Origin of the sequence: Pseudoalteromonas sp. JC3, assembly GCF_030291895.1 — a bacterium.
In the GTDB taxonomy this organism is placed as follows: domain Bacteria; phylum Pseudomonadota; class Gammaproteobacteria; order Enterobacterales; family Alteromonadaceae; genus Pseudoalteromonas.
On sequence record NZ_CP127855.1, the window covers coordinates 1417868 to 1430193 of the forward strand.

At 44.4% G+C, this 12326-nt stretch carries 11 protein-coding genes; 7 read left to right on the plus strand and 4 right to left on the minus strand.

The features are described 5' to 3' along the window. Window positions 1–115 precede the first annotated feature (115 nt). Entirely contained in the window at window positions 116–1858 is a 1743-nt protein-coding gene (gene ggt / locus QSH61_RS05825) for a gamma-glutamyltransferase (protein ID WP_206471249.1), read from the plus strand. 274 nt (window positions 1859–2132) lie between these two features. Here ggt and QSH61_RS05830 read toward each other — a convergent pair whose 3' ends face one another. Both QSH61_RS05830 and QSH61_RS05835 read right to left on the minus strand, forming a co-directional pair. After that, complete coding sequence (locus QSH61_RS05830) at window positions 2133–2606, minus strand: PA2404 family protein (RefSeq protein WP_010604112.1); 474 nt, start codon at window positions 2604–2606, stop codon at window positions 2133–2135. 6 nt (window positions 2607–2612) lie between these two features. Further along, entirely contained in the window at window positions 2613–3767 is a 1155-nt protein-coding gene (locus tag QSH61_RS05835; RefSeq protein ID WP_174168475.1) for a PepSY-associated TM helix domain-containing protein, read from the minus strand. A 318-nt stretch (window positions 3768–4085) separates the two neighbouring features. Here QSH61_RS05835 and QSH61_RS05840 point away from each other — a divergent pair, with 318 nt between their 5' ends. The 5 genes from QSH61_RS05840 (at window position 4086) to QSH61_RS05860 (ending at window position 8944) form a co-directional block, all read left to right on the plus strand. Beyond that, on the plus strand, window positions 4086–6221 hold the full coding sequence (locus QSH61_RS05840; protein WP_211200820.1) for a TonB-dependent siderophore receptor: 2136 nt from the start codon (window positions 4086–4088) through the stop codon (window positions 6219–6221). A gap of 106 nt (window positions 6222–6327) precedes the next feature. After that, the gene (locus QSH61_RS05845; RefSeq protein ID WP_206471251.1) at window positions 6328–6909 is read left to right on the plus strand and encodes a hypothetical protein; all 582 of its coding nucleotides are present in this window, start codon (window positions 6328–6330) and stop codon (window positions 6907–6909) included. A 207-nt stretch (window positions 6910–7116) separates the two neighbouring features. After that, window positions 7117–7725 (plus strand): hypothetical protein, encoded by a 609-nt coding sequence (locus tag QSH61_RS05850; RefSeq protein WP_206471252.1) that lies wholly within the window; start codon window positions 7117–7119, stop codon window positions 7723–7725. 79 nt (window positions 7726–7804) lie between these two features. Continuing rightward, window positions 7805–8389 (plus strand): hypothetical protein, encoded by a 585-nt coding sequence (locus QSH61_RS05855; protein ID WP_206471253.1) that lies wholly within the window; start codon window positions 7805–7807, stop codon window positions 8387–8389. A gap of 12 nt (window positions 8390–8401) precedes the next feature. Beyond that, window positions 8402–8944 (plus strand): hypothetical protein, encoded by a 543-nt coding sequence (locus QSH61_RS05860; protein ID WP_206471254.1) that lies wholly within the window; start codon window positions 8402–8404, stop codon window positions 8942–8944. 30 nt (window positions 8945–8974) lie between these two features. Here the strand turns inward: QSH61_RS05860 and QSH61_RS05865 are convergent, their stop codons facing one another. After that, the gene (locus QSH61_RS05865) at window positions 8975–9553 is read right to left on the minus strand and encodes a TetR/AcrR family transcriptional regulator (protein WP_206471255.1); all 579 of its coding nucleotides are present in this window, start codon (window positions 9551–9553) and stop codon (window positions 8975–8977) included. Window positions 9554–9661: 108 nt separating this feature from the next. Here QSH61_RS05865 and QSH61_RS05870 point away from each other — a divergent pair, with 108 nt between their 5' ends. Next, window positions 9662–10861, plus strand: a complete 1200-nt coding sequence (locus tag QSH61_RS05870) for an MFS transporter (protein WP_206471256.1) — start codon at window positions 9662–9664, stop codon at window positions 10859–10861. A 16-nt stretch (window positions 10862–10877) separates the two neighbouring features. On the opposite strand, the gene QSH61_RS05875 is transcribed toward QSH61_RS05870, so the two are convergent. Beyond that, the gene (locus QSH61_RS05875; protein ID WP_206471257.1) at window positions 10878–12323 is read right to left on the minus strand and encodes a metallophosphoesterase; all 1446 of its coding nucleotides are present in this window, start codon (window positions 12321–12323) and stop codon (window positions 10878–10880) included. Window positions 12324–12326 lie beyond the last annotated feature (3 nt).

A 12326-nucleotide genomic window follows, 5' to 3' on the forward strand; every position in this document is an offset into this window, starting at 1 on the left:
AGTAACTATGGTGTAACGTAAATTTGCACTGTCAGTCGCCCAACGCATCGATATTGTTTGGTCTTTTTAATCATGCAACACTGCAACATGAGAATAATTAAAAAACGGGATGAAGATGCGTAAATTAACAGCCTTGGTGTGGACTTGCTCTGTTTCCTTATGTACGGGTGTTGCGTTTGGTAACACGGCGCAAGCTGACGAGTCACCAATATTTAGTTCTAAAGCCACGGCACAGCCAATATGGGCTGAACACGGCATGGTATCTAGCCAAGAGGCACTTGCTAGTCAGGTTGGTGTAGAGATTTTAAAGCAAGGTGGCAATGCCGTTGATGCGGCTGTTGCAGTAGGTTTTAGTCTTGCCGTGACTTTGCCAAGGGCCGGAAATATCGGCGGTGGTGGCTTTATGCTAGTGCATCTGGCAAAAGAGAATAAAACCATTGCGATTGATTATCGCGAAATGGCGCCGAGTCGTGCGCACAAAGATATCTTTATTGATGAAAACGGCGAGGTAAACCCAAAGCTAAGCCTTCAGCACGGCCTTGCCGTGGGCGTTCCCGGAACGGTTATGGGGATGGAGTTAGCACTCAAAAAATACGGCACCATGACACTTAGTCAAGTTATTCAGCCTGCAATTAAATTGGCGCGTGATGGCATTAAAGTGACCTCTGACTTAGCTAACTCGCTTTCTCATCGTTATATTAAAGAACGAATGCTCGATGTACCGGCGTCTAAGGCTGTGTTTTATAAAAAAGATGGTAGCAGCTACAAGCCAAATGAATGGCTGGTGCAGGCTGACTTGGCTCACTCTTTGGAACTTGTTGCCGAAAAAGGCAGTGCAGGCTTTTATCAGGGCGAGACAGCAAAGAAAATTGTTGCTGCAGTAGAAGCAGCTGGTGGCATTATGTCGCTGGATGACTTAAAAGGCTATAAAGCGGTAGAGCGTGAGCCGGTAAAAGGCACATATCGCGGCTACGACATCGTTTCTATGCCGCCTCCTTCATCTGGTGGTGTGCATATCATAGAGATGCTGAACATGCTGGAGCAATATCCTATTGGTGAGCTTGGGCATAATAGCGCTGCTACCGTCCATTTAATGGCTGAGGTCATGAAGCGTGCGTATGCTGACCGCAGTGAATATTTGGGCGACCCCGATTTCTACGACGTACCCGTTAAAGCATTGGTGGATAAGCAATATGCAAAGCAGCGCAGTAAACAAATAAACGCAGACAAAGCGACACCAAGCCGTGAGATTAAGCCCGGTAAATTATTACCTTATGAGAGTAACCAAACCACGCATTATTCTGTGGTAGATAAGTGGGGCAATGCAGTGAGTAACACTTATACGCTCAACTTTAGCTATGGCTCAGGTATTGTCGCGGCTGGCACTGGCATTCTACTTAACAACGAAATGGATGATTTCTCGGCAAAGCCCGGCACACCAAACGGTTTTGGCTTGGTTGGTGGAGAAGCTAATGCTGTTGAAGGAAAGAAGCGCCCGCTGAGCTCGATGACACCTACGATTGTAATGAAAGAGGGTAAACCCTTTTTGGTAACGGGTAGCCCAGGTGGCTCGCGTATTATCACCACCACGCTACAAATCATTATGAATGTTATTGATCATGGTTTGAACATCGCTGAAGCAACCGTGGCTCCGCGTATTCACCACCAATGGTTACCAGATGAAATTCGTATTGAACGTAGCTTAAATGTGGATACTCGACGTCTACTAAAAAACAAAGGACACACACTTTCAGAGCAGAATGCGATGGGCTCAACCCAGTCAATCATGCTTACCGATAAAGGTCTATTTGGCTCCTCAGATCCAAGGCGTGCAGATAGCGCAGCGGTGGGGTACTAATACCAATTGAATTAATTCTCTAATCAATTTGAAGGGTGAAATAGCATATTAGCTTCGTTAAAAATTTCTCATTTAGAACAACTAAATAGCAAAATTTTTGCCTTGCCTATATGGATATAGGTACCTTAGCGGTAGCAGGACGCGAGAGCGGTGCTACTAAAGCTATTTCCCCGCTTCAAGATAGATCATTTACTTAATACAACTGGTATAATATCCTGATTTCTATTGAGTCTTAAGTGCAATTTAAATCGAGTAGGGGCGAGATGCCCCTTTTCTATGCGCTTTCTTTGATTAAATACTCTGGCAGTGGCCAATTCATGACGATGACTTCGCCTTGCCAAGTTTCAATCGTCAGCCAAACCTTGTCGTCTTTTGATAATGTTTTCTTTGCTAAAGCATGCACGTGTTGACCGTGTTTTGTGCCGTGAAGGATCCCGAGCTCATGCTCCATAAGCTGTGCAAGTGGCATCGCGTTGGGGCCGATATTAAGATAGCCTTGGCGCACAGATTCAACGTCACCTTTATTGAACAGTAGTAAGAAGTCTTTGACGTATAAGTTATCGTGGATGTATGGCGGCTTGTCGTCAAAAGGCATTGGTGTAATGCTGTACTCTCCAAGTGTTTGCTCCGCCAATGGAGCGGGAAACTCTGGATGTAATGATTGATAATAAAACCAAGCTGGCAACACCAGCAATAGGGCATTTAACCAATATTTATTGTGCTGTATAAAGCGTTTGACTGCATTCATGGCGATTTACCCTTGCTGTGCTTTTAGTTGTTTTGCATTGCTCCGTTCTTGGCTACGCGCGCGTTTGGTCCGAAGCTGATACATGATAAATCCAGTGACCGACATCCCGGATAAAATACAGCCAAAAATAAACCAGATGACTTTGGTCCAGATCCCTCCTATGGTGCCGTAATGCAGTGGATCTGTGATGTGCATAACCGTTTGTAAGCCTGTCATTGAATCAGGGTTTGCATGATGAACGACAGTATCATTCCAAGTGTTGTAGGCGATATTTATGCTGTAATCGTCATAGAGTATGTAGTCGTTTGCGCCACTGATTTTGAGCGTATCGCGGTTATGCTCAGGTAGCATGATGTAACTTGGGCGAAAGTCAGTGTACTGCTGTTGGATTTCACCGAGCGCTAGGTCAACACTGGTTTCCACTGCATTCGCGTTTATTGTTGAGTTGGGTATATCCGCAGCATTTAATGTTTCATGATGTTCTAGTTCAACACCAGCATGCCACAGCACCGCTTGCGTTAAATACCACAGTCCGGTGAGGCTCATTACGGTCATAAACCAAAGCGACCATACTCCACTGAGTTTATGGATGTCAGCGGCAAGGGTACGACCTCCTTGTGATTTACGCAGCTTAAACTGAAAAAACGCTAACCAAAACTTTTTGTATACCACCAGGCCTGTGATCAACGCGCCCAATAGGATCAGTGACATAAACGCCACTAAATAGTAACCAACACTGTAGCCATTTTGCCATGGAAATAGCAGCCAGCCATGTAGTGAACGCATAAAGTTAATAAACGTATTGCCGTCATTTATTTCCTGAACAGCCCCTGTGTACTGGTTTACATATGCAAGCGCATAGGGCTTGTCGACGTCGGTAAACATCACCACATAGGTCAAATAGGGCTCTCTCACATTGAGCCCCATGACATCTGCACTTGGGTACTCATCTTTAAACGTGCGTAACACTGAGCCCGCTGACATCTCACTTACCTGACTGGGGTTATATGCCCGAGAATCAGGGTTGGTAAGCCATGTAAGTTCATGGCTGAAAACGGAAATGGTACCTGTGATACAAATAAAGCAAAACAGTAGCCATATTGGCAGTGAAAACCAACCATGCAACTGAAACCAAAACTTGTTGCTTATTTTCTTTGCCATTGTGTGTTCCTAGTTCTTTGAATGACGGCGACAAATTAAAGCTGAGGGAGTATTTGCGCAAAAATGTAAATAAAGTATATCTTTTTAAAAGTGTAAATGGCAATTATATTCATTTGGATGTGCGTTAAATGGCATGTTTTATTCGTTTAGCGGTTTATCTTTCTTGTTTCTTTTATAGGAAAGTTGTTTTAAATTAGTTGGTTACTTATTTCGGGAACGTTCCTTAAATCGGGTTCGAAACTGGTTGTAATTTACCTTAATGTTATTGCTAATGGTTATCATCTGCATTATGATCGTTTCGATTTTTACAATATTAGGATGAACCCAGTGAACACTCTGCCTCTCAAAACGCTCTCATTTGCTGTTATGGCAGCGCTCGGCACGTCAGCATTACAGGTGCAAGCAGCACAGCAAGATAAAGAAGAAATTGAAAAAATAGTTGTGACGGGAAAATACACCGTCAATGAAGTGATAGACACCGCAACTGGCTTAGGGTTATCACTTCTTGAGACGCCGCAATCTGTTAGTGTTATTACCGCTGCACGGATCAAAGAGCAAAAACTCGATACATTAACCGATACTGTGTTAAATGCGATTGGGGTGTCAGCGAAAGAAGTTGATAATGTTCGTAATACGTTGCAGTCACGTGGCTTTGACATTACCAACTATCAAATTGATGGCGTTCCTTTGTCATGGAGTTTAGCGGGGGATTCAGGCGAAACCATCGCGGATGTTGCTATATACGAGCGCGTGGAGTTTGTGCGTGGTGCAACCGGGTTATTAACCGGCGCGGGCGATCCTTCAGCTTCTATTAACCTAGTACGCAAACATGCAAATAGCACCGACCTCACAGGTTTTGCCAGTGTCTCTTTGGGAAGCTGGAACAATAAAGAAGTGATGGTGGACGTTGCCAATGGATTAACTAACGATGGCAGTGTGCGTGGACGAGTGGTCGCGAAGTATGAAGAAGGTGACTCGTATCTAGATCTCTTCTCTGACGAAAGTACCGTGCTTTATGGGGTACTAGAAGCGGATTTAAGCACGCATTCGACGATCCGCGTTGGTGCAAGCTATCAGCGTAACGACCCTACCAGTCCAACTTGGGGGGCATTACCTACTTTCTTTACCGATGGAAGTAAGACAGACTGGGAAGTCGAAAAAACCACAGCTGCAAATTGGACTGAGTGGCAAACTACTGGCACCAATGCTTTTGTGAACTTTAGCCACAACTTTGCAAATGGTTGGGAACTGGTCGCCAATTACAACAAGCTGAAATACGAGCAAGATACAGAGCTGCTGTATTTATTCGGCACGTTGGATAAAACAACAGGTGAGGGCTTAGCGTCTTGGCCCTATAAAAGTACAGGTGAAAGTAACCAAGACAGCTTTGATATCCAGCTTAAAGGTTTTTATCAACTCGCCGGTCGTGAGCATGATTTCGTAACTGGCGCGCTTTACAGTGAGCAGAGTGCCGATACACTCACTTTCGCTACGCTCGATAATGCCTTTTTGCCAGTTGGCAATTTTTACGAGTGGGACGGTAATTTCCCTGAGCCGACGTGGGGCAAAGAAACCTCAGTTGCTCAAGATATGGATACCGAGCAAAAAGGGTTTTACGCCGCAACAAGGCTAAATCTTAGCGATGAACTTAAAGTAATAGCGGGTGGTCGGTTGTCGAGCTGGCAGCGCGAAGGCGAAAGCTATGGCGTCATCACTGATTTTGGCGACAATGGCGTATTTATACCTTACGCTGGTGCCTTGTACGACTTGTCGACAACGCAGCGAGTGTATGCAAGTTACACTGAAATATTCCAGCCGCAAAATGCCCAAGACCGTAATGGTGATTTCCTTGAGCCAATCAAAGGAAAATCATACGAAGTGGGGCTAAAAAGTACCTATCTAGACGACACGCTGCAAACAACATTGGCGATTTTCCAAATCGAACAAGATAACCTAGCTCAAGATGATGTTGGATACATAGTTCCTGGTTCGGTAAATACAGTCGCGCAATATGCTGCTGAAGGCACAACCAGTAAAGGCTTCGAATTTGAAGTGGTGGGTCAGTTAACTGACGGTTTTGATGTGCATTTGGGTTATTCACAATACAAAGCAGAAGATGCCAACGGCGTTGAAGTGAATACGGATAATCCAAGAAAGCAATTTAAGTTGTATACGACTTACCAATTTGTGAATGCTTTACCTGAGTTGACGATTGGCGGTGGCGTGAACTGGCAGGATGACACTTATTCAGTAACGGGCAACGATAGGCTAGAGCAAGATGCTTATGCACTGGTTAGCTTGATGGCAAACTACGCTCTGGCAGACAATATGGTGCTACAGCTCAACGTAGAAAACCTCTTCGATGAAAAGTACTACAGCCAAATAGGCTTCTTTGATCAGTATCGCTATGGTGCGCCGAGAAATTACAGCTTAAGTTTCAGCTATGATTTTTAGCAGACTGTAAACTAACTAAGCGTGGCTGGTGGGCCACGCTGTTGTTCATTGTCTATTTATTGCAAGTTGTGTATGCTTGCAACACATCATTTAAAAGGAATTTATAATGAGTTTATCCCCATTACTGCTGGTCGTTGGCTTATTGGTAAATATAAGTACAGCCTCAGCCACACCCAACAATCAATATGTGATTAGCCAACTACAACCGCTGACTGGTGAACTTTCCACGATACAGAGTGACGTTGATAGGCAAGCTCTTGCGCTGCAGACTATGGCTGAGCTAGATGAAAGCAATCGCCGACTGCGCAGCAAACGTGAAGAATGCAACAAGGTTACGACTGTTCTAAACAACTCGCAATTTAGCACGCTCAACATTGAGGTAGACTACTATCTTCCTGTACTCAGTTATTTTAACTACTTAAACAAATATCAGTGTGAATCTGCGGAGTTTAGTGATTTTTCACGGAGGTTTGCTGTCAGTTATGTAATGTTAAAAGATGAAAGACGCTTCGATAGGCTAAAGTTAATGAGCCTAGTACCTTCTCTCAGTTACAAGGAGCTCATGGAGGCCGATGAAACATTCAATACCTTACCCCAACCCGTGAAAGAGGCTGCGCTGAAAGCTGATTTTCTAAAAAACAACTTTAATTATGTTGAAAGCTTATTGCCAGTTTTGACATTTAAGTGATTAAAGGTGTCTGTGGTGAAATCTCGTTTATTCGTTTTGATACTGTTTGGGTTTCACGAATAAGTTGTCGTAGCGTCTCGTAAGATAACCTCGTGTAAGGCGACTCAGCGTAAACCGAGGTGAATGGTGTTGTTCTAGCGCCAAAAATACATGGTTTATCATTGCGGCGACTATATTTTGAAGATCGGTCATTAACAGGAGGGAGTTTTGGAAAGTGACATCAAAAGGACACGAAGCTTAATAAAGCATTTAGTAATAGCGCTACTATCAGTCGCTGCTATGGGTATTGTTAATGCTGAAACTTCAATGACTTACACTGAATTGTATAACAAGCTACCGCTAAGCGAATCGGAGTTTACTTCTTTACAGAGTGAGTTTGATTTAAAGTCGAGTGAGCACGCGACGATGATGGAGTTATTATCAAGCTATAACTCGCTACATAAAAGAAGAATGAGCTGTCGAGCTGTCGACAACATACTTACAGTAAAACAAATGGATGCATTGAGCATTGACAAAACACATTACGTAACAGTGTTATTTTACGTCGATAGTGTAAACAAAAGTCGGTGTGAGCGAGCAGCGTATGAGCACTTTTTGAGATTGCTTGCAGTCAATTTGGTTGTTCAAAAAGAGCCAAAAAATGTTGAGCTAATAAATTCCATGAACACTTTATCATCTCGCCTTTATGGTGATTTTAGGGAATTTAAAGCCGAGTTTGATCTCTTACCTGTACAAGTTAGAGAAACAGCGCTTAACGCTGACTACTTAAACAAGAACTTCAATTTATTTGCTACGCTTGACAGTGTGATGGAATAAACCAGGGCTGCAGGCCATTCCTCTGCAGGGCCTGTATGCTGCAGAAACTATAATAATATGATTGAAAAGGAATTTTACAGTGAATTTATCCTCAGCATCCTTAGTCGCGGGCTTATTGCTAAATGTGAGCACAGTGGCCGCTACACCTGATTATCAAGAAATACTTAACAAGCCACCTGTACAGCCCAGCGAACTCAACACGCTACTGGACAATTTTGGAATAGAAGGTTTTGAACGACGGGCAATGTCAGCGCTTATAGAGAGCTATAACCGATTACAGAGTAAGCGCAAGGAATGTGAGAACGTTGATAATGTGTTGAACAAGTCGCAATTGAGCCCGCTAAAAATCAATATGAAGCACTACCCCTTAGTTCTTCATTACTTTGACGGTCTCAACAAAAATCAGTGCGAATCAGCAGAGTTTAGTGAGTTTTCAAAGTTACTTGTCGTCAATCATGCAGCGAAAGGGCAGCATAGTGATTTCACCTTTTTAGAGGCCATCAATGCTGCGTCCTCTTCTCGCTATGCACACTTTATTGAAGCTGAAGCGAGGTTTAATGCCTTACCTGAGACGGTAAAAGAGGCCACACTAAAGGCGGGTTTTCTTCAGATCAACTTTAATTATCTTAAAAGCATAGAGCAGCTCTACGGATTCGAACGATAGAAGGAATAATTGATGAATCGCCAGTTATTCATTTCGATATTGTTTGGACTTGTATTCGCACAACAAACTAACGCTGAAACAATGTCAGTAGATCTTACGCCGACTATTGAGTATCCAGTTGAACAACTTGAACCAGTTCAAAAGACGCTGCTTAGTGAGCTGTTAAATAGCGTAACACAACTGGGTGTTAGAAAAGCGGCATGCGAAAGTGAGCGTGCTATTACAGAAGAGCAATTACGCAGTCTTAATATTACCTCGCAGCAGCGAGGTATCGTTTTATCTTATTTTTATATTCACCAAAAAAGGGAATGTGAAGCCGAAGAATATGGCGAATTCGCCAGACTTGTTGCCGCGAATTTAGCGGTGCAAAAGCAGTCAGGAGTCTTAAGGTTCGTGAATACGTTAAACACGGTAAGCTCCAGCGTTTATTTCGATTATGTTGAAACGGAGCTGGAGTTTAACCAGCTACCAGAAAGTGTTCGTAATAAAACCTACCAAGCCGAGTTTTTACAGCATCCGTTTAGTCTTATGCATACGCTAGAACAGTTCGAATGATTCGGCGCGTTGTTACTGATTAAGTAAAACCTAAGCTAACATAATACGGTTTAATAATTCGTATGCGGTACGTTTTGCATCATCTACGGCTTGATCGGGTACTTGATGATTTGCAATCCAAAGTGCGAGACTCGTTAATCCACCATTGATAAATTGAGCGCTGGTTTTACGCGCTTGAGGACTCTGTTGCGGTGCGATTGCACTTAGTAACTGTGTGATTGATGCCACACACCCTGACGCTGCCTTTTCGAGTTGCTCAGGCTCTAAAACCGACTGCGCATCACGTAATATAATACGTTGTATCTCGGGCTCCGTAGCCATATCCAAGTAAGTTTCTGCACGTTTCAAAAGCGCTTGCTGAGGTGAGGTTTCACTACGTTCAATATCACGGAGCCGGAGATCCATTTCACTATCTAGTTGCTGTACGACTGCGTAAAACAACCCTTTTTTGTTGCCAAAGTGATGATACAGCGCTCCTCGAGTGAGTCCTACATCCGCTGTTAGCTCTTCTAATGCAGTCCCTGCAAATCCTTTACTTGCAAAAAGCACTCTGGCTTGGGCCAATAGCTCGCTGCGGGTTTTCTCCATCATGCTGCTTCTTGTTGTCATTTTGCGATCCTTATTGAAAAACTACGCAATTTATAATTGACATACAGTGTGTATGTCAATTATTTTTACATACACACTGTATGTGAAAATAATCTCAAGGAGAGATCAATGAATAATCCTTACTCCGAAATTTTTAAGACAAAAGGAACTAAGCATTTTAGCTGTGCTGGTTTTATTGCTCGTATGCCGCTCTCTATGATGGCGATTGGGTTAATCACCATGCTTTCGCAACTCTATGACTCATATTGGATTGCAGGTTCCATTGCTGCGCTATTTACCTTTACCATGGCATTTGCTGCGCCGCAGTTGTCGCGACTGATTGATAGGGTAGGGCAACGCAAGGTTGTGATCCCTGCGGCCTTGTTTAGTGCAGTATCTGCGCTGGCATTGTTGCTATTAAGTCACTTGCAAGCGCCACTTTGGAGCCTCTATGTTTTAGCCATGTGTGCGGGCATTATGCCAAGTGTTCCGGCTTTAGTTCGGGCCAGGTGGAGCGCGATACAATCAGATCAAGGCTTACTTAATACGGCATATTCTTTTGAGTCGGTACTGGATGAAATTACCTTTGTGATAGGACCTCCACTTGCGATTGCACTGAGCAGCTTGCTCTTTCCTCAAGCCGGTCCGTTGCTAGCGGTTATTTTGTTTGTGATAGGCAGTATCTGGTTAGTGTCGCAAAAGGACACCGAACCAAAAATAGAACAAAGTGAAAATCAGACCCGAACTTCCGCACTGGCTAATTCCACGGTTAAGTTGCTTAGTTTAGTGTTATTGGCACTCGGTGTAATTGTTGGTGCAATCGATGTATTAAGTATCGCTTTTGCTCAGCAGCAAGGTATGCCAATTGCGGCCAGCTTAGTATTGTCGATGTACGCGCTTGGTTCTTGTATCGCTGGGTTTGGATTTGGAGCCGTTAAGTGGCGTCTGTCTATGCCAGTACTGCTTGTACGTTTTGCGATGTTCACATTGATCGCGAGCGTGCTATTACTCAGTGTTAACCACGTTTATGGTTTGGCGGTAGTGATGTTTATTTCGGGACTCGCGTTTGCTCCAACGATGATCATTGCCATGGGTCTGGTTGAGCAAAGCGTACCAAAACACTTACTCACTGAAGCCTTAACTTGGCTAATTACCGGACTCGGTGTAGGGATTGCAGGTGGGGCTGCGTTGACCGGGTGGGTCGTTGAACACTTTACCGTGGATCTTGGATTTGGGGTTGCAGTGGTCGCTGCTGCTACCGTGGTGTTACTCGCCTGGTATCAAAAACACGATGATACAAGGCGAGCAACTCAAGTTGCCAGTGATTAGGATGTAAGAGTCGCGCTTACTTCGCCCGACATACCGCTTTTTTATCTGCAGTTTCGCTGCTGCAGGTTAGAAAAGCGGTACCACTTTCATCCAAAAATTCCCCTTGCCACGCGCCATCTTCGCCAAGCTTAATGGATAAAAAGCCGAACTTACCTTGTTCGTTAACGAGTGCGTTTTGGCTATCAAGTGCATAATCAAATTCGCTAAAGGCATTGGTATCACTGAGGCTGACGCCGCTATTGCCGACAACGATTTGCGCAGGGCGTGCGGTACTGGCGGCAAAGGTTGAAGACTGATAAATATGCATATGTCCAGCGAGTGATAAAGTCACGTGTTCAGGCAACTTGCCTTGTCTGGTGTTCTTCAGCGCAGTTTGCAACATTACATTTAAGGTGTCTTTGGTTGTTGGGTCTTCAACGCCCCAAATGGGTCTGTGGCTCATAATCCACATGGGTTTGGTTTTGAGTAGTTCGCTTCTGACATTGAGTCGTTGATATTGCTGTTGGTAGACTTTTGTTAGGCCATTGTCTGCACTGGCATCACAGGCATTGGCGCTATCCATTACCCACACACTGAGCGGTTTTAAGTTGATGGTATAGGAGTTTTGCACAATGATATGGGCACTTGCAGATTGTGGCGGTTGATTATAATCCCCCTGTGCAGGACATTGCTGTTGGTCAATGGCATCAGGAAGGTTGGCTCCCGGGCCAAAAAAGTAAAACCAGCCAATTCCTGCGCGGCTACAAAGTTCATGATTGCCTCGTGCAAAAATCCATGGTGCGGTTGCTGAAAGATCCGTTGTTGCGGCAAAAAAGTCGGCTTGCCAGTTGCTCCATGTATCTGGTCTTGGGCTATTTATCGCGTTTTGACTGTAGTAGGTATCGTTGAGACCGCAGCTAGTACCACCATATCCACCATCGCCAGCGTCATAAGCATAGGTATCACCGGAAATCGCACCTCCGGTACCTCGATAGTTGAAATCCCCCATATGGAGCAACAATTGTGGTTGTTGCTTTGCCCCTTGCTCTGCGAGGGTTTTAAACGGCTCGGCAGCAGTGCTGTTTTCGCAAACTGATGACTTACAGCCAGTGTCGCCAAAAACCGCAATTTTATTCGGATCGAATGTCACGGGCGCTAACGAGAACTGGCTACCACTGACGGTATAAGCCGTGTTTGGGGAGATTTTCGCTTCGCATACAGAGACTGGAAAATGTGTTTGGTTCGGACGCATTGCTCGCAACTGCATCGGCATGGATTTTTTACCAAAGAGTAAGCTTGGGCATTGGTTGGCGTCGCTGAGCACGCCGTCAACAACGACGCGCGCGTAGATATTTGGGGCTTCTGTAGTGGAAGGCGCGAACATTGAGTAAGCGCCTAATACTTTGGTATTCGCTTGTTGGACTGCAAACGTGCTGCTACAAGCAATTAAATTGAGCGTCGCAATGGCGATGATGATGCGCATGAC

Bases quoted from the DNA above. Each gene is read 5' to 3' on its own strand.
- QSH61_RS05870 (WP_206471256.1), top strand. From the start codon at position 9,662: ATGAATAATCCTTACTCCGAAATTTTTAAGACAAAAGGAACTAAGCAT.
- ggt (WP_206471249.1), top strand. From the start codon at position 116: ATGCGTAAATTAACAGCCTTGGTGTGGACTTGCTCTGTTTCCTTATGT.
- QSH61_RS05860 (WP_206471254.1), top strand. From the start codon at position 8,402: ATGAATCGCCAGTTATTCATTTCGATATTGTTTGGACTTGTATTCGCA.
- QSH61_RS05840 (WP_211200820.1), top strand. From the start codon at position 4,086: ATGAACCCAGTGAACACTCTGCCTCTCAAAACGCTCTCATTTGCTGTT.
- QSH61_RS05835 (WP_174168475.1), bottom strand. From the start codon at position 3,767: ATGGCAAAGAAAATAAGCAACAAGTTTTGGTTTCAGTTGCATGGTTGG.
- QSH61_RS05865 (WP_206471255.1), bottom strand. From the start codon at position 9,553: ATGACAACAAGAAGCAGCATGATGGAGAAAACCCGCAGCGAGCTATTG.
- QSH61_RS05875 (WP_206471257.1), bottom strand. From the start codon at position 12,323: ATGCGCATCATCATCGCCATTGCGACGCTCAATTTAATTGCTTGTAGC.
- QSH61_RS05830 (WP_010604112.1), bottom strand. From the start codon at position 2,606: ATGAATGCAGTCAAACGCTTTATACAGCACAATAAATATTGGTTAAAT.
- QSH61_RS05845 (WP_206471251.1), top strand. From the start codon at position 6,328: ATGAGTTTATCCCCATTACTGCTGGTCGTTGGCTTATTGGTAAATATA.